Here is a 25,632-nt window from a genome sequence, read left to right as displayed (position 1 = left end):
CTACGCCTCCTTTCCGGCCGCCAACTGGCTCATTTCGCGGGTGAAGGCTTCCATAAAACGATCGACATCTCCGCGGGTCAGCGTAAGCGGCGGGAGCAAACGGACAATGGTTTTTTGCGTAACATCGACCAAAATCCCCTCCTCCAGCAAATTTTGCTGAAGCCGGCTTACTTCCTCCGGTGAAACCGAGAGCGGGATTCCCACCATCATTCCCTTTCCGCGAAGCGATTGCAGCTGCTCAGGAAAGGCTGCCCGCAGATCTTCCAAACGATCCCACAGGTATTGCGTCACATCCTGCAATTGACTTTGGAACGCTGCGTCCAACAGTTCGTCCAGAACTGCATTCCCCAAGGCGGCAGAGAGCGGTGACGGCGCAAACGTGGTGCCGTGATCACCCGGCTTGAACAAGTCTTGCAGTTTTTCGCCTGCGATGACACCCCCGAGCGGAAGCCCGCCCCCTACTCCTTTGGCAAAAAGAATGAGGTCCGGTGTCACAGCAGCGTGTTGAAAAGCGAATAATTTGCCTGTCCGTCCCATTCCTGTCTGAATCTCATCCATTGCAAACAAAGTGCCTGTCGCCTGGCAGATCGCCGCCACTTCCTGCAAATAGCTTTCAGCCAGAGGGACGACACCGCCCGAGCCCAGCACCGGCTCCATCAAAACGGCAGCAGGACGGCGTTCCTCACAGACAGCGCGAAGCTGATCAATGTCTCCTGCCTTCAGCTCATAGACCGGAAAATCGGGCTGAGGAAAATCCTGATAGACGTGAGGCTGTCTGGTCAGGCGAAGAGCTCCCAATGTCCGGCCGTGAAAGCTGTTGGACAGAACCACGATGCCTGAGCGTCCCGTACCTTCGGCAGCCGTCCATTTGTGAATCAGCTTGATAGCCGCCTCGGTCGCTTCTGCTCCGGAATTGGTAAAGAAGACTTTCCCCGGGATGGTATGCTCGATCAGCCTCTGCGCCAGCTTGATCGCAGGGGGATTGAGGAAAATATTGGAGATGTGCAAAAATTGCTCCCCTTGCTCCCGCAGGGCCTGAATAATCCGCGGGTGAGAGTGGCCGAGCACGTTTACGGCAAGTCCGGTAAACAAATCGAGATATCCCTTGCCATTCGTGTCGTAGAGGTAATTTCCCTCGCCCTTGGCGATAGCGATCGGCAGTCTTTTGTACGTAGAGACGATGTATTGTTGATCAAGCGAACGCCAGTCCATGCCTACCCTCTCCCTTACAGCTGTCTCAGCTCCTGCTTGATCTCCGTCTTGGAGCGTGTCTTTTCGTCGATTTGCTTGATAATGCGTGCGGGCGTACCAGCTACTACCACATTCGGCGGAACGTCCTCGATAACGACAGCTCCTGCGGCTACAACGGAGCCTTTTCCGACGCGAACCCCTTCCAAAATGACCGCATTTGCTCCTACCACGACATCGTCTTCGATAACGACCGGAGACGCAGATGGCGGTTCGATCACGCCGGCAATGACAGCACCTGCGCCGATGTGGCAATTTTTCCCGATCGTTCCGCGTCCGCCGACGACGACGTTCATGTCGATCATGGTGCCTTCTCCGATGACGGCTCCGATGTTGATGGAAGCTCCCATCATGATGACAGCGTTGTTGCCGATGCTCACCTGGTCGCGAATGATTGCGCCTGGCTCAATGCGTGCCTGAATGTTTTTTGTATCCAAAAGCGGAATCGCAGAGTTGCGGCGGTCGCTCTCCACTACATAATCCGCGATTTTATCCGCATGCTGCTCCAGAACAGGCTGGATTTCCTTCCACTCCCCGAAAACGACTCCCGTGCCGCCGTTCAAAAAGGCTTTTGCGCTGGGACCGAAGTCGATGCCGTCCAAATCCCCTTTGAGGTATACCTTTACAGGCGTTTTCTTTTCGCTTTTTTGAATAAACGAGATAATTTCATTGGCATCCATCATGTTCACAGTACTTCTCCTCCACTTTTCTTGAAATGAATGTAGAAAAAGCAATGAGTGCAAACGCTATACTCATTGCTTTTTGATACCGGACAAGCAAACGTAAATAGCGCTCCATAAGAGAAACTTCTCCTATGACAGGATGATCATTATTCACGAGCACCCCAGCCCTGCCGCCAATGGGGATGCGGCCAGAACTTCGGCGCTTTGGCCTTTTCTCCTCTTCCCTTTCCCCATTCCTGATGAAAAGAAGTACTCATCCGCAGCGCGCCTCTATTTAGAAGGCAATATGCAATTGTTCAGCTTTACTTACCCTGTACTGTACCAAATTCCGTACCCGGTGGCAACTGTTGAATCGAGAGTGGGCCGCTCCTGCTGGACGGCATTGTCAGCGACTCCCTTTTCCCTCTTTTCAACAGTCCTGATTCATGCTAAACTTTCCATCCACCCTATATGTGAATAGGAGGCTGAACCTGAAGATGTTTGCACCTTCTGCGTTTCTTGTTCGTCCCTTGTCTGCAAGCGATGCCCCTGCCCTGGCCTCTTTGCGGCAACAAAACCACCAATTTCTGCAGCCTTTTGAACCCATCCGCCCCGCTTCTTTTTACACAATTGAAGCGCAGTACCAGCAGTTGGAGGAGGCAGAGCGAAGCTTTCGCGAAGGGACAGGCTATTCGTTCGGCATTTTCGTCGGCCCTGATCAAACCCTCGTCGGCCGCGTCAACCTCTCCAATATCGTGCGCGGAGCCTGGCAAAACGCTACACTCGGCTATTTCCTCGATCAATCTCATAACGGCAAAGGAATAATGACCAGAGCAGTAGGAGAAGTCATCCGATTTGCGTTTACCGAAGCAAAGCTTCACCGGGTTCAAGCTGCGGTCATGCCGCGCAATACAGGCTCGATCAAGGTTCTTGCGAAAAACCGATTTCGCGAAGAAGGACTGTCGCTTCGCTATTTGCAAATCAACGGTAAATGGGAGGATCACCTGATCTTTGCCATTACCGCCGAGGAGCTGGAGACGACGTAGGAGCGGCAGCATCACTTAATCTGGACGGTTGCAATTCAGAAAATCGGTTCAATAATTCGGTTCGGCGTTTGGCTGGGCAATTTGTTCGGCCGATTCGGCCATTTGGGCTTTTGTTCACACTACAGCTACGCCTCCGTGCCAAGCCGCTCGAGAATCCTTCTCTTGCGATACAGCATCATGCCCGTCTCCGCCACGTCACGGACAGACGAGCGATTCAGATAAGCGCCGAAGAGCATTCCCGCGACCGGTACGATCTGAAACAGCTTTTTCCACCCGAAATTTTCCGTGTAGGTCACCACTACCTCTCGCCAGCCCTGAAGCTGAGAGAGTACATCCCGCTCTTTGGAAGGATTGTCGAAAGAAGACAGCTCCTCCAGGATCGCCTGCTTTCCTACAATATCCGAGGAAGCGAACTGCAGACATTTGACAATAAACAGCCGCTCCCGCTTGTCCTGCGGATCATAGCCGTAGCAAATCGCCATCTCCTGCAGTACCTTTAGCGAGGTGCCCAGCAGCAGAGGAATGTCGATTGCAAGCGTAAAGATGCCGCCAAAGCCTGTGGTGGCTCCTTGTACGGCTGCAAAGGTGGCACGCGACTCGCTCAGCTCTGCGGCGATTTTATCCATTTGCGCGAGTGGACGCTGATTGATCGGAAGCGTTTCTAGCGACTGCTCGTCCTTCCTCGGGAACGCTTCCTGAAAGCGGGTGTGGATATCCCGCTCACGTACCAGGTACTTCCCTCCGTTCTCCAAAAAGGCAACCAGTTCGTCGACGGCTGTGCCAAGTTTGTCCCGCACCACGTTTGGCGTGATCCGGTCCAGAAAGACAAAGGGGAGGCGCCCAAGCTTTTCCCAAAACCACAGATCGTTCTGGTCTGATTCCCATTTCCTTACCTCATCCAACTTACGGGTTAGTGTCACTCGATCTTCAAGCTCCACGATCCGTTCAACCCCTTTGCCGTTTATCGCGTTTCGTCTGCTTGTTTACGAGGCATCGGGTCCGCAAGCATTCCTTTGCGAATGCTTCCAACTCCGAGAGTGAATCAAAACCCGAAAAATCCTCAATTTCTTTTACGACTCCCAGCTTGAGATGTTTCACTTTTCCTTCTTCCATGCGAAAGCCAAGTTTGTAGAGGATGCCCCACTCTTCCTCCGTCATTGCCGTTCCCTCCCTGATCTTTCTTTCCCAAATCCTCGAAGCACGTCAGAAAAAATTAGGAAGGTTCAGGGTTTTTTCCTTTGCGAAGCTCGGTTATTCCCTCCTTGCAGACACCGTAGGATAACCACGAGCACCCCTCGCATAAATGGGCCAAATCATCTGGGGATACTCTCTCGCGTGTCCTTTGCACGAGTTCCGACTTGAGATAAACCTCCCCTGGCGTGATTCCCAGGTGCCGAAACACATTTTGATCCAGCGTTTGGACATGCTCCTCCGAATCAGGAGCCGCTTCGCAGCGCGTCGATCCTTTATGAGGACAGACTTGACACGTTTCATCGAATCCTTTTACGACTTGAATCGGAAAGTCTTGCTCATTGTCGCGGATTCTCTCTACAATCTCCCCCATTTTGACAACAAAGTCAGGACTGTATCCCATTCCGCGAAAACCGTGGACACACAGCAAATGATGCCCGCGCAAAACAACTGGTTCCATCCTTCATCCTCCCTTATCGTCTGCCTGAAGGCATTGTTTCGCAAATGCAAATAGAAATTTCCTATTACTTTTATACTTATTATAGATTTGACTAATACCCTTTTTGCTGGTAAAAACAAAGCAAGGAGGGGGTTCACATGACTGATACGCATTCATGGAATTCGCAATTGTACGACACGAAAATGAGCTTTGTTTCCGCCTTTGGCAAAGGCATCCTGGATTGGCTTCAAGCGAAACCGGGCGAGTCTGTCCTCGATATCGGGTGCGGGACGGGCGACTTGTCCCATGAGCTGGCGAGCATGGGGGCCAAACCGACCGGAATTGACTTCTCTGAAGAAATGATCGATGCCGCGCGAAAAAAATATCCGCATCTTCCTTTTTATGTTGCGGACGCTCATACTTATCGTACAACCGAAACCTTCGATGCCGTCTTTTCCAATGCCGCCTTGCACTGGATGAAGCAGCCCGAGAAGGTGGCTGAAAGCATTTGGATTGCGCTTCGTCCCGGTGGGCGCTTCATCGCCGAGTTTGGCGGAGCCGGCAATGTGGAAACGGTTATCGAAAAGATCCGAATCGTGCTAAGCTCAGCCGGCATTGATGCATCTGAAAGAATGCCCTGGTACTTTCCCAGTATTGGCACTTATTCCACTATATTAGAGCATCAAGGCTTCTCTGTCACTTGTGCGCAGCTTTTTGACCGCCCGACTCCCCTGCCTGACGGAGAAAACGGCATTCTTCACTGGCTGAACGCTTTTTGCTCCCCCTTCTTCACCGGGATGTCCGCTGGCGAAAAAAAGGCCGCATATCGGGACATCGCCGAAGAGCTCAAGCCTCATCTGTTTCACGACGGCTCTTGGGTCATCGACTACAAACGGATCAGAGTGGCTGCTGTCAAACCATTTGAAAAGGAGATTTCCTGATGCGCCTTGGCTGTTTGCACGCCCATCACTCCAATATCGCCCTCATTTCTGATGGTTTGTGTATCGACGGTTTGGCGTTGACCCATTTTGTCGACCCCGGCGTCCTGATTCGCTCAGAGCTTTCGGGACATTTTCCCGACGAGGCGTCGAGAGCAAAGATACGGGAACAGCTGCAATGGATCGCCGCATGCGGCGTGGACGCGATTCTCATTACTTGCACTCAGTACATTGCAGGCATGCAGCCTGAAGATGAAAATTGTGTAGAGCTGCCCATCATCAAGCTGGACGAACCATTTTTCCACGACGTATCCAGCTCCTCCGGCTCTCACCGTCTGCTTTTTTCAAACCCTGCTACGATCAAAGGGACCATGGCGCGTTACCATTCGTTCGCACACGTGCGTTCTTCGGAGACAGACGTACGTGCAGAGCTCGTTCCCGACTCATTTCCTTTGCTGATGAGCGGACGAACAGCGGAATACCGCGAAGCCATCTATCATGGCTTGCAAGTATTGGCCAAGCGAGGGGAGCCGGAGAGCATTTCCGTGGCCCAATTGTCCATGGTTCCTGCTGCCGAGCTGTTCGAAGCAAGCACCGGGCGGCCGATCGGCAATCCGCTAAAAAGCTTGCGGGCCGAAATAGAGAGAATCTTGTTTCCTTCATAATTTCATAAAAAACCGCCCGGCTGTCCATGAATAGAGACATCGGGCGGTTTCCCCTTTATTTGCGGTTCGCTCCAGCCTGCTCCGGCTACATTTCTCCGCCGAGCATCATCAAAACTTCATCTCCGGCTGCAAGCCCGCTCTTAATCTCAACAAATTCCGATCCTTCGATCCCAATCTCCACTTCTTTCGGTGTCGGTTCTCCGGACGCCGGATCTTTCACCATGACCTGTCCTTTCCCTTCTTCCAGGACTTCAACAGCCTGCATGGGGAGTCGGAGCACATTTTCTTTCTTCTCTACGAAAATATCGCAGTCCCCGGTCATTCCGTGCTTCATCTCGTTCGTATCGGACAGTTCGATTTTCACAGCAAATCGAACCGTCTTGTCTTCCTTTGTACCTTCTTTTGGCACTTCGATTACTTTTCCTGTAAACGGCTTGTTGCCAAAAGCCGAGACATACACTTCCGCGTGCTGCCCTACCTTGATCGACGGGATGTCCAGCTCGTCCACAGCCGCGATAAAGTAAACCGCGCTCGTATCCATGATGACCGCAGCAGGCTTGCCCGAGTCAGGTGTTTCGCCTGCCGTTACATTGAGCTTGGTAATTACCCCGCTGATTGGCGCCGTTACTTGTTTTTTTGCGATGTCCCGTCGCTTTTGCTCCATCGTCAGCTGGGACTCCTTCAGCGCCAGTTCTTTTTCCTTCAGTTCCAGATCGACGGAGGTCATGTCCATTTTTGCAATGAGCTGTCCTGCCTTCACTTCGTCGCCATTCTCAATCTCGACTTTGCCCACTTTTCCATGCGTACCGGCTACGAGATCGATGTCATCCGGATTCTCGAATGGCGTGGCGATCTGGCTGGCGTACAACGTGCCTTTTGCATCTGTATACTGCACCTCGCCCATGTCCCCAACGTAAATGGCTCCCGGCTTTTTCACGAGCACCTCTACGTCATGCACGCCGCCGACACCTTTTTCCTTGGTTCCGGTCAGGTCGATTTTCGTAACCGTTCCATCGACATAAGAGAGAGAGGCTACGAGAAATACCTTCACCTGCTGGCCTACCTTAAAGCGTTCGGCCTCGTATGCGGTGAATTTCCCTTTGATTTTCAGATAATCCGTGTTGACCAGCTTTGCCACAATCGTGTCGGGCGTTACCGGATCGCCTTCCTTGATCAAAACTTCTTTGATCTTTCCGGTTTTGTCAGAGAGAATTTTGTCCTTTTTATTTTTGATCTCGGCCAAGTCCTTTTGCGCCCGGATGATGTTCAATTCCTGCTTTTGCAGCTCAATGGCAGCGTCCTCGCCGTCAATGCTAAAGAGAGGATCGCCCTTTGAAACGCGCTGTCCCTCCTGCACGAACACCCTCTCGACCTTTCCGCTCAGCTCCGGCTTCACCTCTTCACGGGCCTTGGCTTCCACTGTCCCCGAAGCGAAGATGGCTTTGCTTACTTCTCCCGTCTCTACTGCCGCAGTCGGGAAGGAAGGCGGTTCCTCCTGCGGCTGCTCCGATGCCGCCTCGTTGCTCGTAAACTTCGTATAACCATACACGCTTCCGCCGCCCAACAGCACGAGAACGGCAGAAATGATGATCCACTTTTTCTTTTTGCTCATCGTAAGTAACCCCACATTTCCTTATTCAGATCGAATCGCTTGCAATGCGCTCAAACGGGACGCGCGAATGGCCGGGAAAATGCCCGCCAACAAACCGATAATAAAGGCAAATCCGATGGCGAACAGAGCCAGCCATGTCGGTATCACAGCCAACGTGGTCATTTCCTCTCCTCCGCCGCCAAAGCCCAGACTGTCCATCAGACCGCCTGCTTTGCCGAAATAGTTGACCAATTCAACGGCGCCCCAGGCAAGTCCCAGACCGGTCATGCCTCCAATCAGACCGATGAAGCCCGACTCCATCAAAAACAGCCAGCGGATGTTGTAAACGGTGGCTCCGATTACCTTCATAATCCCGATTTCTTTGGTCCGCTCCAAAATGGACATGATCATTGTGTTTACAATCCCGATGGAAGCGACCAGAAGAGAAATGGCTGCAATCCCGCCGAGAATCATTTGAATCACGAAGAAGAACTTGTTGATCTGCTCCAGTTCGCGGGCAGGCGACCAAACCTCGTAGCCAAGCTTTTTCAAATCGGATACGACGCTCTCGACCATTTCGCGAGACTCGACCTTGACTGTAATCTCATCGAATACAAACTCGTCCTGATTTTTATCGCGCGAGCGCCTTGAGCTGGTGTCACCAAACTCCTCGCCCCTGCTGCGGTTCAGCCAGTCGTTCATTTCCTTTACGAGGCTGAGCGGAGCGTAGACCGCACTTCCGTAGCGGAAATTCTCCGATTTTTGCAGTTGGCCGACGACCCTCACCCTGACGTCTTTTTTCTCCAGCTTCAATTCATCGTCGATCCGGTATTCGCGAGTCAGCGTAATCGTTGCCGGCTTGCCCACCATGTCGAATGGAGCCGGGCCTTCTTCGCCTCCTCCGCCACCACCTCGCCGAGAGAAGTATACTTCCCCTCCTCCGCCGCCACTCTTGTTGGCATTCCTCATTCGGGCTTCCCGCTTTTCTTTTTCCACGTCCCTCATCTCTCGCGGAACGTAATAGGAAACAACAACCTCCTGAGGCGCTCCCGTAAGATAGGTTCCTTTTTCAATTTCGTCCTTCCGGTATGCGGCAGATTCGCGGACGTCGACACCGACCAGCTCGATGTACCCTTCCCTTCGGCCAACCTTCAGCTTGGACTCGCCGCGGATGCGCTTGATCGGCATGACCGCAGCTACGCCTTTGACCGCTTTCAACTCTTGAACAGCCGCCATATTCAGTTTTTTTCGTTCGTCGTCGGGAATCACTCTGTCTTCTTCCGGTATGTAGAAGGCCGGTTCCACGTCGAGCTCTGTCAAGTTCCCCCAGCTCTCCAGGCTTTTTACAGCATTTGCCTTCAAGCCCAAGCTGAGGGCAATCATCGCGACAATCGCTGCCGTACCAATCATGACCCCAACCGAGGTAAGCGCTGTTCGCAGCTTCATGCGCCACAGGTTTCTCCATACAATCCGAAATGAGTCTATAAATTTCACTTTTGTTTCACCTCATACCCTCGATCACGCCGGTTTGGTACGCCTTTGCACGACTCTTCCGTCCTGTAGGTAAATCACCCGGTCGGACTGCTCGGCCACTTCCTGCTCATGCGTAACGATAATAAATGTCGTATTGCTTTCTCGGTTCATCTGCCTCATCAAGTCGAGAATTTCCTGCTCTGTTTTGCTGTCCAGGTTTCCAGTCGGTTCGTCAGCCAGCACGATACTCGGGTTGTTTACCAGGGCGCGGGCGATACTGACACGCTGCTGCTGCCCGCCGCTAAGCTCGTTGGGGCGGTGATCCAGGCGGCCTTCCAGCCCCATTTTCTCCAGGATCTCGGCAGCTCTTATCCGTCTTTTTTTCTTGCTCTCACCTGCAAAAATCAAGGGAAGCTCCACATTTTCCAGCGCGGTCAGACCCGGCAATAGATTGTAGGACTGAAAAATAAAGCCCATGCATTTGCGCCTGAACAAGCAAAGCTCGTTCTCGTTAAAACGGGAGATTTCCTCGCTATTGACGAAAATCTTGCCCTCTTCCGGTTTGGTCAATCCCGCCAGCAGGTTGAGGAGTGTCGATTTTCCCGATCCTGAAGACCCGCACAGCGCGACAAACTCCCCTTTTGCAATGTGGATATTGATGTCAAAGAGGACAGGGACTTTGATTTTCCCGGTTCCATAGCTGTGATTGACGTTTTCGACCGTCAATTCACCCATTCCGTTGACCATCTTCTGTGTACACCTCTTTTGCTATTACAAATTTGGAAAAATCATCTCATTGTATATAGACGGAGGAGCAGGAAAAATGTAACGATTTTATTTCGTGAAATAAAATTAACCCTTTGTACACACCAAATTCAAGAACTTGTAACACTCCTGTAACCAAATCATTCCAGTTCGCTGATATAATAGGAGCAGGCAAGAAAAACACGAGAGGGCAGAGTGAAGATGAGGATCTATCGCTTTTTGTTTGAAACAGCTACACGTCAATGGATTGAAGTCATTAAAGCTCCTAGCATGTTTGAAGCAGCGAAAGAGGCCAAGAAACTGGCCAGCACAAGGTCAAAAGCAATGGCCGCTCCCATCAGCTTCTCTTTCCATCACGTCGCATCTGTCTAACACATACATAAAGTGGCCATGGTTTGACCGTCCACCTTTTTGAACCGCTCTTCCTCACAGGGAAAGCGGCTTTTTGCGTGTCACCCTTATTGACACCGCTGTGCATTTGCTCTTCAATAAGGATAAGAAGATTTCAGAGATGCCCCTACTACCATCGTAGCGGATACAAAGGGAGACGAAAGCCATGACCATGAAGAAAGCATTGACCATCGCAGGCTCTGACACAAGCGGCGGAGCAGGTATTCAGGCGGACTTGAAAACCTTTCAGGAGCTGGGCGTATTCGGGATGACTGCCTTGACTGTTATCGTCGCGCAGGATCCGCATAATTCCTGGTTCCACGAAGTGTTCCCGATCGACCTGAACACCCTGGAAAAGCAGATCGAGACGGTCCTCTCCGGGATCGGTGTCGATGCAGTAAAAACCGGCATGCTCGGAACAACGGATCTGATCGAGCTGGCTGCCAAAAAAATCGAACAGTATCAACTGAAAAACGTAGTCGTTGACCCTGTCCTGGTCTGCAAAGGGGCAGACGAGGTGCTCCATCCGGAAAATGCGGACTGCTTGCGTGACGTTCTGGTGCCGCGTGCGACCGTCGTCACACCTAACCTGTATGAAGCAGGGGCTTTGTCCCAGATGGGCGCGCTCAAGACTGTCGACGACATGAAGGAAGCCGCCAAGCGGATTCACGACAAAGGCGCGGCCTATGTTTTGGTCAAGGGCGGCGGCAAGCTGCAGCATGAAAAAGCAATCGATGTGCTCTATGATGGCAGTACATTCGACATCCTCGAAGGCGAACGCATCGATACCACCTATACGCACGGAGCAGGCTGCACGTATTCCGCGGCGATCTGCGCCGAATTGGCAAAAGGACAATCGGTTCGCGATGCCGTTAACGTAGCGAAGCAGTTTATCACGGAAGCGATCCGCCACTCCTTCAAGCTGAACGAATACGTTGGTCCGACCAATCATGGAGCGTATCGCAAGCTGCAAAAAGCGTAAGTGTTGGACTAGCTATATAAATAAAGGCAATAGCAAAAACTCCCGGCCTCCTCTATATAAGGAAGCCGGGAGTTTTTCTGTTGTTATGCTTTCTTTTTGAAAGCCAGGTTTGCGTTTGGAGCGGGAGCTGTTGACGTTCCCTTGCTTCGGAGCGAACTGATCGTAAATACGACCAATGCGCTCCAGATAAAGCCAAAGCTGATCAAATGGGTCTGGGTAAACGGTTCATGGAACAAGAAAATGGCCATCAGCAGCGTGATAGTTGGCGATAGGTATTGAACGAAGCCGACCATTGACAAAGGCAATCGCTTCGCTGCCTGGGCAAACCAATACAGCGGCAGGGCTGTCGCAACCCCAGCCAAGGTCAGCAAGACTATTTGCCAAGCTTCCAGTGAAAGGGCGGTTTCCTGTCCGTTTACCTGAAGTGCAAGCACGTAGGCAAGAGCGATCGGGGCCACAAACAATGTCTCCCAGGCGAGACTCATCATGGGCTCGAGTTTGACGGTTTTTTTCGCCAATCCATACAGGGCAAACGTGAGCGCGAGCAAAATAGCTACCCACGGAACCTTTCCGTAATGGAAAGTCATGACGGAAACCCCTATCGCCGCAAGTACGATAGCGATCCATTGCCCCAGGCGCATGCGCTCTTTAAGGAACAAAACCCCGAACAATACACTCAGCAGCGGATTTATGTAATAGCCCAGGCTCGTTTCCATCACATGGCCGATGTTGACTGCCCATATATAGATCAGCCAGTTGCCGCTGATAATTAACGAGCTCAGTACCAAAGCGATCCACGTTTTCGCTTCCGTTACCGACGATTTCAAATAGCGCAGTTTTTTTGTCACAAACAGCAGGGCTACGACAAACACGGCTGACCAGATAATCCGGTGGGCCAATATCTCCCAGGCTCCCATCTTCTCGAAAACCTTCCAGTACAGCGGCAGCATTCCCCACATAAAATAGGCCCCGATTGCGTACAAGACTCCTTGTTTCATCCACACCTGCCCCCATTTGTTTCTGTTTCGTTCTCCTCGCTCATTCTCTTCAGTGTAAACGATAGAAGAGCAACTTATCTATCTATGTACATTCTTTATAGGAAGCTCAAAAAGGAGATCAACCCTTCATTGCGCTACCATGGTAACTAAGCAGTTTATTACCTAATTATCACGATAAAGCATGGTATAAACTTTTATTGTATCAAGTTTGCTTCTATAGTACAATAGGTCCCATCAATTATTTGTTTAGTCAGAAGAAAGGAAGTTTACTAATGTCATACTGGAAATGCGTGATTCTCGTTCTCGCGGGAGCTGTCAGCTACGGAATCCTCTCTATTATCATGAAAGCAGCCTTTCACGCAGGATATTCCCCCTATGAAATGAGCAGCAGCCAATTAATCTTTGGCGGTCTCATCATGATCGCGGTCGCCTTCTTTTTATCCAGGGAACGCTTTCGCTGGCGTTATGTGTTCATTTTGCTGCCTGTCAGCGTGATGATGGCCGCGACCAGCTTTCTGTATCATCAATCGGTCAGTCAAGTGTCCGCGTCGCTCGCCATCGTCCTGTTGTTTCAATTTACATGGATTGGCGTGATGATCGAAGCGATCGCAGACCGGAAATGGCCGACTCGTGAAAAATGGCTGTCTCTTGTTCTGCTCGGCATCGGGACGGTGCTTGCCAGCGGACTCGGCATAGACAGCCTGAAGAGCGTCAGTCTGTACGGACTCGTGACTGGACTGCTCTCAGGCGCCACCTTTGCGATGGTCATCTTTTTCAGCGGGCGGCTCGTCCCTGACATGAATCCTTATTTGCGCAGCGCCATTTCCATCAGTTTGGCAGCCATTCTGCTTTCGTTGGTGTACCCCCCTGCCTTCCTGATCAATGGCAGGCTTTTGGACGGCCTGCTTCCGTACGCTCTGCTGGTCGCCTGCTTTGGATCGGTCATCCCGATTCTTTGCCTTGCGATCGGGGTTCCTCGTCTGGGCAATGGCGTAGCGACGATTCTCAGTGCAATCGAATTGCCTACGGTCGTCCTCTTGTCCAGCTTCGTTCTCCATGAGCAGGTGTCCGGACTGCGATGGGCCGGCGTCACGCTGATCATGCTCGCGATCATCGTCCCGCAAATCAGATTGAAGCAAGCGCGTTCGACCACAGCCATTTTGAGCGAGAAAAGCATGTAATCCCAGCAAAAAAAAGCCCAGTGGCTGTCCAATTGGACAAACACTGGGCTTTTTTGCTGTTTGACAGATGGGGCGATCGATGGGAATCGAACCCACGAGTGCCGGAGCCACAATCCGGTGCGTTAACCACTTCGCCACGACCGCCATAAATGAAAAAGAGCGGGTGATGGGAATCGAACCCACGCGACCAGCTTGGAAGGCTGGGGTTCTACCATTGAACTACACCCGCACGATCTTGCTTCTATTTATAGTAGCCAACTATTCGAGAAAAAAAACAAAGATGGTCGGGAAGACAGGATTTGAACCTGCGACCTCTTGGTCCCGAACCAAGCGCTCTACCAAGCTGAGCCACTTCCCGATGCAAAATGAATCATGCCTTTCGCAAAAGGCTATCAGATCAACCGAGGTACCTCCCCTTGCTGGGGGGATAAATGGCGTGCCCTGAGAGATTCGAACTCCCGACCTTTTGATTCGTAGTCAAACGCTCTATCCAGCTGAGCTAAGGGCACATATATATGGAGCGGACGACGGGGCTCGCTTCCATTGGCAATACCTCGTCGAGTATCCTTCTTTGCGCAGCCAAATCTGAAGTACCCGAGCAATTCTTCGTGTTTTACCACGAGGGTAAACCCGGCACGGGTGAGAGACCTGCATACGCATCATGGAGCGGACGACGGGGCTCGAACCCGCGACCTTCGCCTTGGCAAGGCGACGCTCTACCAATTGAGCTACGTCCGCATATGGTGCGGTCGAGAGGACTTGAACCTCCACGGTGTTGCCACCACTAGAACCTGAATCTAGCGCGTCTGCCAATTCCGCCACGACCGCATGAGTTATGGTGACCCGTAGGGGATTCGAACCCCTGTATGACAGCGTGAAAGGCTGCTGTGTTAAACCGCTTCACCAACGGGCCATTTTAAGCAAGATGGCGGATGGAGTGGGATTTGAACCCACGAGACGAGTCATCCCCGTCTACACGATTTCCAATCGTGCTCCTTCGGCCACTCGGACATCCATCCAGTACCAAATCACATTGTGTTTGTCCGTTTTGACACAAATGACTATATCATAAAACAAGAGTTATTTCAATACCTTCTTTTTCCCTTCCACTTCTCGCATGTTTGACAGCCATCTGTACGCGATTTCTCATCTGATGCGAATTTCTCTAGACAAAGGCAAGGCAGTCGGATATTTTTCACAATTCGAAATTGCACGTTCAGGTACACAACTTGGTAACAGATCGGACTTTTTTTCGTCACATGTCCGACGTTTTTCTTTGCCTGATTCTGGTACGCTATTTTGTGGTCAAGGAGGGAGAGTAACCAGTGGAAATACACATACGTACCGACGCGGGAATCGCCGCCAGACTAAACAAAGAGATCGTCAGGCACGGCATTTCCAAATACTACGTTCGCCCGCTCGAACAAGATCAGGTGGAGTTTGTTTTTCTGTCACTGTCTGAGCATCAGCAAAAGCTTCTGTCGTACACGCTGAAAAAATACAGCTACATTGCATCCATGATCCGGTAAGTCGATCGCATCCAATGTGTACCCGCCTCATTCTTTCGATCTAAATGCTCAATGCGCAAATTTTTCCTCGAAACGGCCCTACATCGCAACAGCCACAGCACCATACCGCAAAATATCTTCCGATGACACCATCGCCAGTTGATTCAGAAATTCAATTTGAAAACTGCCAGGGCCTTTTTCCTCTGTTTTTTCCGCGGCAAGCTCGGCTGCAACCCCGTAGCTGACCAGAGCCGCTGCTCCTGCTGTCAAGAGGGTTTGTTCAACCGAAGCGAAAGCGCCGATCACCGAAGTCAACAGACACCCCGTCCCGGTAACCTTTGTCAAAATGGGATGACCGTTCTTGATAAGATACGCGGCAGTGCCATCCGTAATGATATCTTCCCGTCCGGTGATGACCACGTGCGTTTTCCAATGCAGCGCGGCCTTTTTCGCCAGCGCGACAATATCCCCATTGCTTTCCCCTGCATCCACACCCTTGATGGTCCAGTTTTCTCCGATGACATGGGCAATCTCGGCCGCATTGCCTCTCAGCAAAGAAACGTTGACCTCCTGCAGAATGCGTCTGGCTGTCTCTGTCCGGTACGAAGTCGCGCCAGCCCCCACAGGGTCGAAAATAACCGGCACCTGCTGCTGATTGGCTGCCTTCCCGGCAATAATCATAGCTTCTACTTCCGGCTGATTCAGTGTACCGATGTTCAACACGAGCGCCCCGGCAAGTCTGGCCATGTCTGCCACCTCTTCGCGGGCATATGCCATGACAGGCGAAGCCCCCAGAGCAAGCAATCCGTTGGCTGTAAAATTGGTGACCACCACGTTTGTGATATTATGCACGAGTGGCTTCTTCTCTCGTACTCGTTCTAATGTTCGGGCAATATCATGCAAGCTGATCATGTTTTCCTTCACTCCTGTTTCCAAAACGTAAGAAGGCAGCATGTACGCTGTTTCATACATGCCGCCTTGAATTTTGTTTTAGGCGATTCGCACCACTTTCGCTTTTTCCGTATCCGGGAGGAACGACAAATCGACATGACCTCTGGCCAGTTCCATCCCGATATCTTCCGCCAGAAGGAGTGCTTCTTCGCGGAATGTCGGCGTACAGCTGCCTTCATTCAGTTCGCATAGCCGCTTCAGCCGTTTGAGTCGCTCAGCAGTTTTTTCCGCCCTCATGACTTCGTTTTTCAGATCACATACGTTGATATGTACGGCATCTGCAACCATGCTGACATCATTCACATGGACAATCAGACGCTTGCCTTCCTGGGTGACAAAGCCAAGCGAACAAAACTGTGCATCAGACATTTCAAGCCGCGTCAGAACCGCATTGGTGAACTCTTCACCGGTCCGCAGGCGAATCAAGCCCGCCTCGACAGCACCGCCCACCTTACGTTCATTTGCCAACACCGTGTACATGTCTGTGTAACCATTGATTTGATAACGCATGGCACCCTCCCGCAAAAAGGACTAGCAAAGCAATCGCTTCGTCACTGAGATCAATTATCATTACCATCGTATAATGAAAATCATTATCTGTCAACGATGAGAATGATTTTTATTGGCAATTGAATGCTTCATTTGCTCCGGTAATTTTATCGTTTCCTATTAAATAGATGTCGAAGGCAGTTCTCGCCGCTGACTGCATTTCCTTGCAGACAGTTTTCCCTCTCCTCTGTTAAGGTATTCGCCTACCGATGACACGTTCTGGGGCACTTGCCCAGATTGCTGGTACATGTCTATTTGTTACGTTTACGGCTGTGGATTGAAAAGTTGCAGTATCCCCAGCCAAAAAAAGACCCGGGGATAACCCTCGGGTCTTTTCGCTTGGCAACAGGAGGCCCTCCTGTCGCTTGTCGGATCCAGATTGAAAATGGATACTTCTATCGCTTTCGTCAAAACTCATCGGTGGCTTGTCGAAACGCCCCGGACAGGTCCATGGACGTTCTCTTCTTCCTCCGTCGTTCCTTTTCCAATCGTCCAGTTAATCACCCTGCTGGCGATCAAGACCGCCAAAATGGTGTACAGCACCTCTTTGACCGGCAAATACAGGAACGACAGGCTAAGCACCATGCAGTCCAACAGGAGAAAGATCGTCCCGATCGACAGACCGGTATATTTGCTGAGCAGGACAGACATGATGTCATCCCCGCCCGTAGCAGCGCCGAAGCGCAGAACAATCCCTGTTGCCAGGCCAGTCAACACCCCGGAAAGCAGGGAGGCGACCGGCATATAGTCACTCAAATTGATTACGATAGGCGAAAATCGTTCAAACAATTCATAAAAGCCTGAAAAGGCAAGCGACGCAAGTATGGTGTTCCAGATGAACTGGCGTCCTTTCAGCAACCACGCCATGATAAAAAGCGGGATGTCCAGGACGAGCATCGTCGCAGCCGGCGGGAGATTAAAGCCGTACTTGGCCAAAAGCGCCAAGCCTACGAATCCGCCCTCCGACAAGTGGTTTTGGAAGTTGATATGGTAATACGCAAATGCCAATAAACAAGATCCGAACAAAATCAAACTAAGCTGTGCAAACTGTTGTCGTAACGGTTTTGCTCTCCTCATCATTAATTCCTCGCAATGTCATCGGTTTTGGCTTGAGCGCCCAACCGACCACTGAGGAACTTCTGACATACAGACAGCGTTCCATACGTATTTCCTCACTTTCGCAGCAGGTTGAGTCGCCCTAGTGACGATCGACATGCTGCGACGCTATGTGTAGGAGAGATCATAACGTTTCCATACGCTCCTATACGGAACCATTGGTATCCTGATCCTTTCCGTTTTTGAGATGTCTTTATTGTATCACAAAAAATGGAACTCTCCGAATCCGGCTATTCCGCATAGACCTTCAAAAACGGCCGTTTTTTCGTTTTTTTGCAAATGGCTCCTCGGCAAGATCAGGATTTTGCAATGAACCGATAGGGTTTGCTCTGTTTCCCTCGCTTTTTTGCACTCATGAGCAAAAGGAGCGGCGCATCTCCTCTGCCCGCCTGTCTTGCAGCCAACAGGAAACCTGATGCTCCGGACCAAGGCTCGTCGATTGGGGCGAAAAATGATGGCACACCCGCATCACATAGGGACAGCGAGGGGCAAAAGAGCATCCACCCATCAGCCTGGTCACATCGGGCGGAGACCCCGGGATCGGCACCAGCGGCTCGGAGCGGTCCGCGTCCAGACGGGGCATCGATTGCAGCAATCCCTTCGTGTAGGGATGCTGCGGCCTCGTGAATATCTCATGGACAGGCCCGATCTCGACGATTTCTCCCGTATACATGACGGCAACTCGCTGGGCCATATTGGCCACGACTCCCAAATCATGCGTGATCAGGATGATAGACGTCCCTGTCTGCTTCTGCAGTCCGCGCATCAGGTCGAGAATTTGCGCCTGAATGGTGACATCCAGAGCCGTTGTCGGTTCATCGGCGATCAGCACCTTCGGTCGACAGGCGAGCGCGATGGCGATGACGACTCGTTGTCGCATTCCTCCGGAAAATTGATGGGGATAGGCATCGATCCGCTCGGCTGCCTGCGGAATCCCGACCATCTCCAGCATCTGAATCGCCTTTTGCTTTGCCTCCGACTTCGTCAACTTTTCATGCTTGGCCAACCCCTCCATGATTTGGCGGCCGATTTTCATCGTCGGATTGAGCGATGTCATCGGGTCCTGAAAGACCATGGAGATCTCTTTGCCCCGCAGCTTTTGCAGCTCGCGCGGCGAAAAGGACAGCACATCCTGATTGTCATAGCGGATGGCGCCCTCCGTTATTTTGGCAGTTTGGGCCGGCAGCATCCGCATCAGGCTTTTCGCTGTCACTGATTTGCCTGAACCGGATTCTCCCACGATCGCCAGCGTCTCCCCTTTTTGCAGCGCAAAGCTGACTCCCCTGACGGCTTTGACCACCCGGTTCTGGGAATGAAACGAGACGTGCAAATTGTCTACGGACAAGATCGGTTCGTACATGGTTTGTCTCCCTTCTATTCCGGCTATTTTTTCATGCGCGGATCAAGCGCGTCCCTCAGTCCGTCAGCCAACAGGTTGAAGCTGATCATCAAGGCGCTGATCACAATGCCCGGGAAAACGAGCTTGTAGGTGAAATAACGCATGGACACGTACCCGTCCTGGATAAGGACGCCCAGCGATGCAAGCGGAGGCTGCAAGCCCAGCCCGATAAAGCTGAGAAACGCTTCGAAAAAGATGGCAGTCGGAATCGTAAACATCAGTGTGACCAGGATCGGGCCGACCGCGTTTGGCAAAAGATGCTTGACGATCAATCGGGAGTTGGAAGCGCCAAGGGCCCGGGAAGCGAGCACAAATTCCTGCGCCTTGATCTGCATCATCTGCCCGCGTACGACACGGGCCATTCCGACCCAGCCGGTCACGATCATAGCCAAGACGATGGAGAAAATCCCCGGATCAAGGATCAAGATGAACAAAATAATCACGATCAAGTTTGGTATGCCTACGAGCACTTCGATGATGCGCTGCATTACATTGTCGATCTTTCCGCCGTAAAAGGCAGAGATTCCGCCGTAGGCCACTCCGATGAACAAATCAAGCAGTGCCGCCAAAAGGGCGATGGTAAGCGATATTTGCGTCCCCTTCCAGACACGCGTCCAGAGGTCTCGCCCGAATTCATCCGTTCCGAACCAAAAGTGCTCGGTGATTCCTCTTGCCTCGTATTGATCGATTCCTTTGGCATCCTTCCCGTCAAAACCGAGCCATTCCAGGCCAGCTACCTTGGGCGGCAGGTTGGAAAACGTCAGATTTTGTTCGTCGTAGGGTCGTCCAGACAACTGCGGTCCGATCAATGCCAAGAGTGTGATCAGGACGATGATGCACATCGCAATAACGGTTCCCCTGTTTTTCAGCAGCCGTCTCCAGGCATCCTTCCAAACAGAAACGGTCTGGCCCGATACCTGCTCTTGCAACCGAGAGTCAAGCGGTTCATGGACGAACAGGTCATCCGTGACTTCGGCAGGCGGAAAGACAGACGAATGGCTATGTACTTGCGACACCAGAGTCGATTCGTTTTTTCCCAGTTCAGCACTCATTTCGCCTTCGCTCCTCTCACGCTGATTCTCGGATCAAGCAGACCATACAGGATGTCCACCACGAAAACCATCAGGATAAAGAGCAAGCTGTAAAAAAGCGTAATCCCCATAATTACGCTGTAATCATTGACGACGATGGACAGCGTAAATTGCTCGCCCAGACCCGGAACAGAGAAGATCTTCTCGATCACAAGCGTCCCTGTCATAATGTTGACGGCGAGCGGTCCGAGCATCGTCACGACGGGAATCAAGGCGTTTCGCAGGACGTGTTTTACGATTACACCCGTCTCGGACAAGCCTTTGGCCCGGGCAGTCATGACGTAATCCTGACTGATCACGTCCAGCATTTCCGTCCGAATGAACCTGGCGACGGTAGCGATTACCGTAACCGAAAGCGCAAGAGTCGGCAAAATGGTGTACTCGTACCCCTTCCACAGAGCCGGCGGCAACAAGCCCCATTTCAATCCCAGGTAATACTGCAAAAGAGCGGCAAAGACAAAGGGGGGGATCGACATCCCCAACACAGCCAGCGTAACCGAGGTGTAGTCCCAGATGCTGTTATGCCGGAGCGCTGAGACAACCCCGAGCCCAAGCCCGACAAACGTCCCCACGATCAGCGCCTGAAATCCGATCAGCGCCGATGGACCGATCCGCTCAAAGATCACCTCGTTTACACTTCTGCCCATAAATTTAAATGACATGCCCAAATCGCCTTGGACCAGATTGGCCAAATAGCGAACGTACTGAATGGCAACCGGCTGATCCAGTCCGTATTTGGCCTTCATGTTTTCCAACTGCTGCTCATTCAACCGGTCGGCATTGGTGAAAGGTGTGCCGGGGAGCGTCTTCATTAAAAAGAAAGTAGCAGTTGCAATGATAAACAGCGTCACCAGCATGTATCCAACCCGTTTCAGCAAATAAGCTCCCATTTGTTCACCCCATCTTCAGTCTGGCTGTCCGCTTCGCAAAAAATCGGAAAACGGGAGGGTTATGCTCTCCCGTGATTTACAGGTGAAAAGAGGATACGCAAATGCGATCCTCTTTTTTTGGTCATTGGATAATGATACCGTCAATTACTGCCCTGCAATATCCACCCACATGTAGTTGTACCTCGGCGCTGTTGGCAGAACGACGTAATCCTTCACCGTCGGCCGCTGCAATACTGCAAGCCCTTCCTGATAAACAGGCGCGACAGCCACGTCCTGATCAAGCAGCATCTTCTCCAGCTCCAGCATCATCTGGAAGCGCTTGGACATATCGGTCTCCATCTTGGCCTGTTTTACCATTTCGTCGTACTTTGCATTTGAGTATTTCATCCGGTTGGCTGAGCCGCCTGTCACCCACATGTCAATGTAGGTCATCGGATCGCTGTAGTCCGGTCCCCAGCTTGAAAGCGAGATGTCGTAATTGACCGCCTTTTCGAGCTCAAGCCGTTGGTTGGTCGGTACTGATTTCAGCTCAAGCGTAAAGCCGGGGAGATTTTTCTCCAGTTGGTTCTTTAAGTATTCGCCCACTTTTTTCTGCGTATCTGTATCGGCAAGGTTAAGCGCTACCTTCACTTCGCTCAGCCCTGTTTCCTGCAATCCTTTTTTCCAGAATTCCTGTGCCTGCTCTACCGTCCCTTTGTTGATATCGCCATTGAGCTGTCGGAAATCCTTTCCTTCGGGCGAGAAGAAGAATCCACCGGGAACCATGCCATATAGCGGGGTAGCACCGTCGTTTAAAATGACATCCGTGAGTCCCTGTTTATCCCAGGCCAGGTTGATTGCCCGGCGAATGTTCACATTGCCCAGTGCAGGATGCGTATGATTGAAGCGCAAGAAACGGATAGACGGGTCCTTGATCGTCAGGAAGCCCTCTTTGTCCCTGTACTGATCCACGAAGGAAGAAGTCAGCTCCACCCGGTCGATTTGACCCGATTCATACAGAGTCAATGCCGTAGAGACATCCTTTACGACATAGGCGTCGATTTGATCCAGCTTGACCTTGTCTTTATCCCAATAGTTCGGGTTTTTCTCGTACTTCCAGCCCTGATCGTGCTTCCATTCCGTCAGCATGAAGGGGCCGTTGTACAGCACCGTGTCGAATTCCAGGCCGTATTTCTCCTTTTTGCTCTCGACGAACTCCTTCTTCTGCGGGAAGAATGTCGGGAAGGAAAGAAGCTGATTCAACAGCGGGTTGGGGTACTCCAGCTTGACTTCCAGCGTGCGGTCATCCAATGCCTTTACACCGAGATCCTCCGGCTTCTTTTCTCCTTTGAGAATCGCAGTAGAATTGAGGACCGCTGCTGTCTCGAACATAAAGCTGTAGTGGCCGGCCGCCTGAAATACCTTTTTCCAGGCGAACTCAAAGTCATGTGCGGTTACCGGCTCGCCATTGTTCCATTTGGCATTTTCGCGAATCTTGAAGGTATGTACCAGACCGTCCGGGGACATATCGTGCTTCTCCGCCATCGCCAAATACGGCTGGCTGTTCGCGTCTCTGCGATACAAGCCCTCCATCGTGTTGTTCACGACCGCGAACGAGACATCTTCGTGTACTTGAGCGGTATCCAGCGTCGGGATCTCGTCCGAGTCATAAATCCGCAGTACCTTTTTCCCCGCGGTTGGCTCAGCGGTTTGATTGCCGTTATTTGGCGCCGGTGTCTGCGTATTTGTCTGTTCGGAGTTGAAATTGCATCCGGCCACAGTAAACGCCATCAACAACGCGATGACTAAGGATAAGCCTTTCTTTTTTCGTCTCATAGTGCCCCCCATTGTTCGATTTGATGGACGTTCCATCTTTTGGTAGGATATACTAGAGATAAAATACAACTTTTTAGAATTGTCAGTCAAGTTATTTTCGGAAAATACAGTAATATTTTACATGCGCTGAATCTATTCAGCTTGCCTACATCTTTTTTTATAAGGAGAGATCGCATGTCGACTGCAAATTGGTCTTCCGGATGGCAAATGGCGTCGCTGATTGCAGGTCCTCCCCTCTTTGCTCTGGCATTTGGCTTTTTCTCTCCCTCCCCGCTGTCGCTTGGCGGATTCGCAGACGGCCTCTGCTACGCTTCTCTTCTGCTGCTGATGGCATGGGGCGTGCTTTTCGTCATCCAGGGGCAATTTTTTACCGCCTTCTGGATCAGTTGCAAGCGTTTTTTTGCTTCTTGGCGGAGGCAGGAATCATACATTCGTAAGGTCGAAGGCGGGCAGAACGAAGGGATGTATGAGCTAACCGGACAGGACGACGTGTCGTTTCAGCCGCGGCTGATCCCCCACGGTCCGTTTTTTTGGGCGGGAGCCGGCTATTTTGCGGTCAGTTTTATTTTTTCGCTTCTTTTCATAAAATAGGAGATCTATCTTGCTCATTTGGAATATTTTCAAACAGGAGATACGACGAATACAATCAGGACCAATTCCGGAAGACAGGAAAATCTGACAGCGAAGGCTGGACAGAGACGCAAGGAGGATCAATTCCTCTGCTCTCGATACATTCGAAAGATTTCCGCGGCGTACAGGAGGAAAAACAGGCCCAGACAGAGCGGCCACAAATCAGGGGCAGTGATGTACAAAAGAAACGGAAAGGCACCGTCCCCGATTAACCGGATGCTTCTGAACCTGGGATTGACACGCGAAAGAATTGCCCCTGCAAGCAGTATCAACCAACCGATCAGCAAAAAAGACTTCATTGGTAGGCTTCCCTCTCTTCAGCTAAAATCATTGATATAAGTATACGGCTTCGCTTTTGGAAAATAAAGGGATTGGGGGCATTTATGAATGGGTCTGTTTTCCAGGTTTTTTTCTCGACACAAGTGCCTGGTGCATATAGCGGTCGGCACCGAAGCGTATGCCAAAGCCGCGGCAAAATTGCAGGCTCACGGCATCAGCTACCGGACAAAATCGCCAAATGACATCAATCATTTGGGTTTGGATACTTCTAGTGTAATGTTCCCCCGTACCGACCGCACCACTACCTATGAAATTTTTGTCCGTCCGGAGGATGAGCATAAGGCGCAAAAAGCGATCCATAGCAGGCAATGATTGGAAATGCAAATGGATCACCTCTCCCGGCACAAGTTCCGGGTGCGGGTATGCTGTTGATCGGATCGCTTCTCCGCAAATAGAATCCGCTTAGATTAGCTTAGCGTACCGTAATCGTATACCCAAGCTCGGGTTGCTCGATGGTGAATAGACCTCTTTCTCCTTCACTTTCTCCGCTCCTTTGCTCCACCTCCACGATGATCGGATGAATCGCGGCCGGACGGTTGGTCGGAAACCAGGAACGTCCTTGCTTTACGAGCACCAATACCCCACGCCGATCACCGAAAAAGCGAAATGTATCGCTTTCCGCTTCAAATTCGCTGCCCAAAACGGAAAGCTTCTCGGCGAAGGCAGCTACATCCGGGACCGGCATTCCAATCTCCTGAATGCGCAGCCACCCTCCTTCGGCTCCCTCTTCCTCAAAGGAAAGCACTTCTACAATATTTCCTTCCGGGTCTTCGAAATATATCTGGCTTCCTTTCCAGATCACTGAAGTCATCCGTTCCTCTCCATCCCGGTCTCGCAGCAAGCCTTGGTGCTTTTTTATTCGTTGAAGGCACGCTTCAAAATGCGGCTTGGCAATCGCAAACGCATAATGATAGAAAGCGGGCTCCGCCGACTCGGAAAAACGCAGGAGCGAGCTGCCTGCCTTTACTGTAAACGATGCGGAGTCTTCCGACGTTAATGGAAGCCTGAGCACTTCGGTATAAAACCTCTTCATGTCTGAAAGCTTGCTGGTCACGACTGAAAGCACATGAAAATTCATAATATCCTCCTCCATGAAACTTCACTCACTGACTACGCGAGCGGACAGCTTTCGACTATTCGGGCGGACAACTCACCACCCCGAGAAAAAAAGCCCCTATCTCCAAGAAGGAATTGCAATGGATTTGAAGAATACTCTGACAACTTGTCAAACAATGGGAGGCGCACGAATGGCACGAGTCGTTTTGTTTGAATTCAACAGCCAAGACCCTGAAAAAGCAGCAGCGTTCTATTCATCCGTATTTGATTGGAAAATTGCAGAACCTCACTGGGACTATCGCGAAGTCACGACTGGCTCCGATACCAAGCCCGGAATTCATGGCGGCATTGCACTCGGTCCAAGCGATTATCCGCACGGGACACGGGTTGTCATCGAGGTGGACTCGCTGGACGATACACTGGCCAAGGCGGTAGAGAGCGGAGCCAAAATAGTCCGGGATAAAATGGAGTTCGACGAGTTTTACCTGGCTTATCTGGCAGACCCTGTTGGCTTGGGAATCGGGTTGATTCAGTATAAATAACGGCAGCAAGCAAACTATGGGCGAGGAGTCTGCCGATTTAAGGCAGGCGTTCTATATACTTATTAAATCAATAAGTATGTTATTCTCCAATCATTAGCAATCCCCTTTAAAACGGCACCATTTTTTTGTCCCTGAATCTGGGAAGTCCAAAGCTTAGGAAACTTTTCTCTTGTTCAT

General features: G+C 51.3%; 28 protein-coding genes, 8 tRNA genes and 1 riboswitch. Of the genes, 10 read left to right on the top strand and 26 right to left on the bottom strand.

The genetic code is table 11. The features are described 5' to 3' along the window. Complete coding sequence (locus V5G20_RS10620; protein WP_003386336.1) at nt 1-1,212, bottom strand: aspartate aminotransferase family protein; 1,212 nt, start codon at nt 1,210-1,212, stop codon at nt 1-3. A gap of 14 nt (nt 1,213-1,226) precedes the next feature. Next, on the bottom strand, nt 1,227-1,937 hold the full coding sequence (gene dapD / locus V5G20_RS10615) for a 2,3,4,5-tetrahydropyridine-2,6-dicarboxylate N-acetyltransferase (RefSeq protein WP_003386337.1): 711 nt from the start codon (nt 1,935-1,937) through the stop codon (nt 1,227-1,229). Between the two features lie 90 nt (nt 1,938-2,027). After that, nucleotides 2,028-2,212, bottom strand: a riboswitch (Lysine riboswitch). 195 nt (nt 2,213-2,407) lie between these two features. Between dapD and V5G20_RS10610 the strand changes: the two genes are divergently transcribed. After that, nucleotides 2,408-2,956, top strand: coding sequence for a GNAT family N-acetyltransferase (locus V5G20_RS10610; protein ID WP_003386338.1), 549 nt, complete (start codon nt 2,408-2,410; stop codon nt 2,954-2,956). A gap of 125 nt (nt 2,957-3,081) precedes the next feature. Here the strand turns inward: V5G20_RS10610 and V5G20_RS10605 are convergent, their stop codons facing one another. The 3 genes from V5G20_RS10605 to V5G20_RS10595 are packed head-to-tail and all read right to left on the bottom strand — an operon-like array spanning nt 3,082 to nt 4,607. Continuing rightward, entirely contained in the window at nt 3,082-3,894 is an 813-nt protein-coding gene (locus V5G20_RS10605) for an EcsC family protein (protein ID WP_031932793.1), read from the bottom strand. 7 nt (nt 3,895-3,901) lie between these two features. Further along, entirely contained in the window at nt 3,902-4,114 is a 213-nt protein-coding gene (locus V5G20_RS10600; RefSeq protein ID WP_024984007.1) for a hypothetical protein, read from the bottom strand. A 55-nt stretch (nt 4,115-4,169) separates the two neighbouring features. Beyond that, the gene (locus V5G20_RS10595; protein WP_003386342.1) at nt 4,170-4,607 is read right to left on the bottom strand and encodes a DUF1284 domain-containing protein; all 438 of its coding nucleotides are present in this window, start codon (nt 4,605-4,607) and stop codon (nt 4,170-4,172) included. Between the two features lie 137 nt (nt 4,608-4,744). On the opposite strand from V5G20_RS10595, the gene V5G20_RS10590 reads away from it, so the two are divergent. Together V5G20_RS10590 and V5G20_RS10585 are read left to right on the top strand one after the other, a co-directional pair. Next, entirely contained in the window at nt 4,745-5,527 is a 783-nt protein-coding gene (locus tag V5G20_RS10590) for a class I SAM-dependent methyltransferase (protein WP_003386344.1), read from the top strand. Beyond that, nucleotides 5,527-6,189, top strand: coding sequence for a hypothetical protein (locus V5G20_RS10585; protein WP_031932790.1), 663 nt, complete (start codon nt 5,527-5,529; stop codon nt 6,187-6,189). Before V5G20_RS10590 ends, V5G20_RS10585 begins: the two co-directional genes overlap by 1 nt. Nucleotides 6,190-6,274: 85 nt before the next feature. Here V5G20_RS10585 and V5G20_RS10580 read toward each other — a convergent pair whose 3' ends face one another. From V5G20_RS10580 to V5G20_RS10570, 3 genes are read right to left on the bottom strand one after another with little or no spacing between them, the layout of a single operon-like run. Beyond that, nucleotides 6,275-7,801, bottom strand: coding sequence for an efflux RND transporter periplasmic adaptor subunit (locus V5G20_RS10580; RefSeq protein WP_172920511.1), 1,527 nt, complete (start codon nt 7,799-7,801; stop codon nt 6,275-6,277). 21 nt (nt 7,802-7,822) lie between these two features. Then, a complete protein-coding gene (locus tag V5G20_RS10575) occupies nt 7,823-9,274 on the bottom strand; it encodes an ABC transporter permease (protein WP_024984010.1) in 1,452 nt (483 codons plus the stop codon). A 24-nt stretch (nt 9,275-9,298) separates the two neighbouring features. Beyond that, complete coding sequence (locus V5G20_RS10570) at nt 9,299-10,000, bottom strand: ABC transporter ATP-binding protein (RefSeq protein ID WP_327969930.1); 702 nt, start codon at nt 9,998-10,000, stop codon at nt 9,299-9,301. Between the two features lie 219 nt (nt 10,001-10,219). On the opposite strand from V5G20_RS10570, the gene V5G20_RS10565 reads away from it, so the two are divergent. Both V5G20_RS10565 and pdxK read left to right on the top strand, forming a co-directional pair. Further along, nucleotides 10,220-10,390, top strand: coding sequence for a hypothetical protein (locus V5G20_RS10565; RefSeq protein WP_003386351.1), 171 nt, complete (start codon nt 10,220-10,222; stop codon nt 10,388-10,390). Between the two features lie 184 nt (nt 10,391-10,574). Further along, a complete protein-coding gene (gene pdxK / locus V5G20_RS10560) occupies nt 10,575-11,390 on the top strand; it encodes a pyridoxine/pyridoxal/pyridoxamine kinase (protein WP_003386352.1) in 816 nt (271 codons plus the stop codon). An 83-nt stretch (nt 11,391-11,473) separates the two neighbouring features. Here pdxK and rarD read toward each other — a convergent pair whose 3' ends face one another. Further along, nucleotides 11,474-12,388, bottom strand: a complete 915-nt coding sequence (gene rarD, locus V5G20_RS10555; RefSeq protein ID WP_031932788.1) for an EamA family transporter RarD — start codon at nt 12,386-12,388, stop codon at nt 11,474-11,476. A 272-nt stretch (nt 12,389-12,660) separates the two neighbouring features. Between rarD and V5G20_RS10550 the strand changes: the two genes are divergently transcribed. Then, on the top strand, nt 12,661-13,569 hold the full coding sequence (locus V5G20_RS10550) for an EamA family transporter (protein WP_338463394.1): 909 nt from the start codon (nt 12,661-12,663) through the stop codon (nt 13,567-13,569). A 68-nt stretch (nt 13,570-13,637) separates the two neighbouring features. Here V5G20_RS10550 and V5G20_RS10545 read toward each other — a convergent pair. From V5G20_RS10545 to V5G20_RS10510, 8 genes are all read right to left on the bottom strand, one after another. Then, nucleotides 13,638-13,713, bottom strand: a tRNA-His gene (locus V5G20_RS10545). Nucleotides 13,714-13,727: 14 nt separating this feature from the next. Next, nucleotides 13,728-13,798 (bottom strand) — tRNA-Gly (locus V5G20_RS10540). A 52-nt stretch (nt 13,799-13,850) separates the two neighbouring features. After that, nucleotides 13,851-13,927, bottom strand: a tRNA-Pro gene (locus V5G20_RS10535). Nucleotides 13,928-14,001: 74 nt separating this feature from the next. Then, a tRNA-Arg gene (locus V5G20_RS10530) sits at nt 14,002-14,078 on the bottom strand. Nucleotides 14,079-14,231: 153 nt separating this feature from the next. Next, a tRNA-Gly gene (locus V5G20_RS10525) sits at nt 14,232-14,307 on the bottom strand. 3 nt (nt 14,308-14,310) lie between these two features. Then, nucleotides 14,311-14,397 (bottom strand) — tRNA-Leu (locus V5G20_RS10520). A gap of 8 nt (nt 14,398-14,405) precedes the next feature. Further along, nucleotides 14,406-14,482 (bottom strand) — tRNA-Glu (locus V5G20_RS10515). 13 nt (nt 14,483-14,495) lie between these two features. Next, nucleotides 14,496-14,588, bottom strand: a tRNA-Ser gene (locus tag V5G20_RS10510). Between the two features lie 306 nt (nt 14,589-14,894). Here V5G20_RS10510 and V5G20_RS10505 point away from each other — a divergent pair. Then, nucleotides 14,895-15,098: a hypothetical protein gene (locus V5G20_RS10505; protein ID WP_003386355.1), complete on the top strand. Its 204-nt coding sequence runs from the start codon at nt 14,895-14,897 to the stop codon at nt 15,096-15,098. 78 nt (nt 15,099-15,176) lie between these two features. On the opposite strand, the gene thiM is transcribed toward V5G20_RS10505, so the two are convergent. From thiM to V5G20_RS10470, 7 genes are all read right to left on the bottom strand, one after another. Then, nucleotides 15,177-15,986, bottom strand: coding sequence for a hydroxyethylthiazole kinase (gene thiM / locus V5G20_RS10500; protein ID WP_371862612.1), 810 nt, complete (start codon nt 15,984-15,986; stop codon nt 15,177-15,179). 81 nt (nt 15,987-16,067) lie between these two features. Beyond that, entirely contained in the window at nt 16,068-16,538 is a 471-nt protein-coding gene (locus tag V5G20_RS10495) for a hypothetical protein (protein WP_024985598.1), read from the bottom strand. A gap of 453 nt (nt 16,539-16,991) precedes the next feature. After that, entirely contained in the window at nt 16,992-17,657 is a 666-nt protein-coding gene (locus tag V5G20_RS10490; RefSeq protein ID WP_031932787.1) for a YitT family protein, read from the bottom strand. Between the two features lie 388 nt (nt 17,658-18,045). Continuing rightward, nucleotides 18,046-19,053 carry an ABC transporter ATP-binding protein gene (locus V5G20_RS10485; RefSeq protein WP_003386360.1) on the bottom strand — a complete coding sequence of 336 codons (1,008 nt, stop codon included), beginning with the start codon at nt 19,051-19,053 and terminating at the stop codon, nt 18,046-18,048. A gap of 23 nt (nt 19,054-19,076) precedes the next feature. Then, nucleotides 19,077-20,144: an oligopeptide ABC transporter permease gene (opp3C, locus tag V5G20_RS10480; protein WP_243015081.1), complete on the bottom strand. Its 1,068-nt coding sequence runs from the start codon at nt 20,142-20,144 to the stop codon at nt 19,077-19,079. Then, complete coding sequence (locus tag V5G20_RS10475; protein ID WP_172920153.1) at nt 20,141-21,073, bottom strand: ABC transporter permease; 933 nt, start codon at nt 21,071-21,073, stop codon at nt 20,141-20,143. Before V5G20_RS10475 ends, opp3C begins: the two co-directional genes overlap by 4 nt. A 144-nt stretch (nt 21,074-21,217) precedes the next feature. Next, nucleotides 21,218-22,888: a peptide ABC transporter substrate-binding protein gene (locus V5G20_RS10470; protein WP_003386363.1), complete on the bottom strand. Its 1,671-nt coding sequence runs from the start codon at nt 22,886-22,888 to the stop codon at nt 21,218-21,220. 174 nt (nt 22,889-23,062) lie between these two features. Between V5G20_RS10470 and V5G20_RS10465 the strand changes: the two genes are divergently transcribed. Then, complete coding sequence (locus tag V5G20_RS10465; RefSeq protein WP_172920152.1) at nt 23,063-23,479, top strand: DUF3899 domain-containing protein; 417 nt, start codon at nt 23,063-23,065, stop codon at nt 23,477-23,479. Between the two features lie 119 nt (nt 23,480-23,598). Here V5G20_RS10465 and V5G20_RS10460 read toward each other — a convergent pair whose 3' ends face one another. Beyond that, nucleotides 23,599-23,817, bottom strand: coding sequence for a hypothetical protein (locus tag V5G20_RS10460; RefSeq protein WP_035988812.1), 219 nt, complete (start codon nt 23,815-23,817; stop codon nt 23,599-23,601). A gap of 88 nt (nt 23,818-23,905) precedes the next feature. Here V5G20_RS10460 and V5G20_RS10455 point away from each other — a divergent pair, with 88 nt between their 5' ends. Continuing rightward, nucleotides 23,906-24,169: a hypothetical protein gene (locus tag V5G20_RS10455; RefSeq protein WP_122958243.1), complete on the top strand. Its 264-nt coding sequence runs from the start codon at nt 23,906-23,908 to the stop codon at nt 24,167-24,169. Nucleotides 24,170-24,269: 100 nt separating this feature from the next. Here the strand turns inward: V5G20_RS10455 and V5G20_RS10450 are convergent, their stop codons facing one another. Next, nucleotides 24,270-24,935, bottom strand: a complete 666-nt coding sequence (locus V5G20_RS10450; protein WP_172920151.1) for a VOC family protein — start codon at nt 24,933-24,935, stop codon at nt 24,270-24,272. A gap of 169 nt (nt 24,936-25,104) precedes the next feature. Between V5G20_RS10450 and V5G20_RS10445 the strand changes: the two genes are divergently transcribed. After that, complete coding sequence (locus V5G20_RS10445; protein WP_122958241.1) at nt 25,105-25,455, top strand: VOC family protein; 351 nt, start codon at nt 25,105-25,107, stop codon at nt 25,453-25,455. Nucleotides 25,456-25,632 lie beyond the last annotated feature (177 nt).

It is taken from the genome of Brevibacillus borstelensis (genome assembly GCF_036700025.1).
Lineage (GTDB): Bacteria > Bacillota > Bacilli > Brevibacillales > Brevibacillaceae > Brevibacillus > Brevibacillus borstelensis.
The sequence above is the reverse complement of the archived record's forward strand: the minus strand, read 5'-3'. Positions and strand labels throughout refer to the sequence as shown.

What these genes read in the sequence shown, in the direction of transcription:
- V5G20_RS10620 (WP_003386336.1), bottom strand. Translation starts at nt 1,212, where the DNA reads ATGGACTGGCGTTCGCTTGATCAACAATACATCGTCTCTACGTACAAA.
- V5G20_RS10610 (WP_003386338.1), top strand. Translation starts at nt 2,408, where the DNA reads ATGTTTGCACCTTCTGCGTTTCTTGTTCGTCCCTTGTCTGCAAGCGAT.
- V5G20_RS10600 (WP_024984007.1), bottom strand. Translation starts at nt 4,114, where the DNA reads ATGACGGAGGAAGAGTGGGGCATCCTCTACAAACTTGGCTTTCGCATG.
- V5G20_RS10595 (WP_003386342.1), bottom strand. Translation starts at nt 4,607, where the DNA reads ATGGAACCAGTTGTTTTGCGCGGGCATCATTTGCTGTGTGTCCACGGT.
- V5G20_RS10590 (WP_003386344.1), top strand. Translation starts at nt 4,745, where the DNA reads ATGACTGATACGCATTCATGGAATTCGCAATTGTACGACACGAAAATG.
- V5G20_RS10585 (WP_031932790.1), top strand. Translation starts at nt 5,527, where the DNA reads ATGCGCCTTGGCTGTTTGCACGCCCATCACTCCAATATCGCCCTCATT.
- V5G20_RS10580 (WP_172920511.1), bottom strand. Translation starts at nt 7,801, where the DNA reads ATGAGCAAAAAGAAAAAGTGGATCATCATTTCTGCCGTTCTCGTGCTG.
- V5G20_RS10570 (WP_327969930.1), bottom strand. Translation starts at nt 10,000, where the DNA reads ATGGTCAACGGAATGGGTGAATTGACGGTCGAAAACGTCAATCACAGC.
- V5G20_RS10565 (WP_003386351.1), top strand. Translation starts at nt 10,220, where the DNA reads ATGAGGATCTATCGCTTTTTGTTTGAAACAGCTACACGTCAATGGATT.
- pdxK (WP_003386352.1), top strand. Translation starts at nt 10,575, where the DNA reads ATGACCATGAAGAAAGCATTGACCATCGCAGGCTCTGACACAAGCGGC.
- rarD (WP_031932788.1), bottom strand. Translation starts at nt 12,388, where the DNA reads ATGAAACAAGGAGTCTTGTACGCAATCGGGGCCTATTTTATGTGGGGA.
- V5G20_RS10550 (WP_338463394.1), top strand. Translation starts at nt 12,661, where the DNA reads ATGTCATACTGGAAATGCGTGATTCTCGTTCTCGCGGGAGCTGTCAGC.
- V5G20_RS10495 (WP_024985598.1), bottom strand. Translation starts at nt 16,538, where the DNA reads ATGCGTTATCAAATCAATGGTTACACAGACATGTACACGGTGTTGGCA.
- V5G20_RS10490 (WP_031932787.1), bottom strand. Translation starts at nt 17,657, where the DNA reads ATGATGAGGAGAGCAAAACCGTTACGACAACAGTTTGCACAGCTTAGT.
- V5G20_RS10485 (WP_003386360.1), bottom strand. Translation starts at nt 19,053, where the DNA reads ATGTACGAACCGATCTTGTCCGTAGACAATTTGCACGTCTCGTTTCAT.
- opp3C (WP_243015081.1), bottom strand. Translation starts at nt 20,144, where the DNA reads ATGAGTGCTGAACTGGGAAAAAACGAATCGACTCTGGTGTCGCAAGTA.
- V5G20_RS10475 (WP_172920153.1), bottom strand. Translation starts at nt 21,073, where the DNA reads ATGGGAGCTTATTTGCTGAAACGGGTTGGATACATGCTGGTGACGCTG.
- V5G20_RS10470 (WP_003386363.1), bottom strand. Translation starts at nt 22,888, where the DNA reads ATGAGACGAAAAAAGAAAGGCTTATCCTTAGTCATCGCGTTGTTGATG.
- V5G20_RS10465 (WP_172920152.1), top strand. Translation starts at nt 23,063, where the DNA reads ATGTCGACTGCAAATTGGTCTTCCGGATGGCAAATGGCGTCGCTGATT.
- V5G20_RS10460 (WP_035988812.1), bottom strand. Translation starts at nt 23,817, where the DNA reads ATGAAGTCTTTTTTGCTGATCGGTTGGTTGATACTGCTTGCAGGGGCA.
- V5G20_RS10455 (WP_122958243.1), top strand. Translation starts at nt 23,906, where the DNA reads ATGGGTCTGTTTTCCAGGTTTTTTTCTCGACACAAGTGCCTGGTGCAT.
- V5G20_RS10450 (WP_172920151.1), bottom strand. Translation starts at nt 24,935, where the DNA reads ATGAATTTTCATGTGCTTTCAGTCGTGACCAGCAAGCTTTCAGACATG.
- V5G20_RS10445 (WP_122958241.1), top strand. Translation starts at nt 25,105, where the DNA reads ATGGCACGAGTCGTTTTGTTTGAATTCAACAGCCAAGACCCTGAAAAA.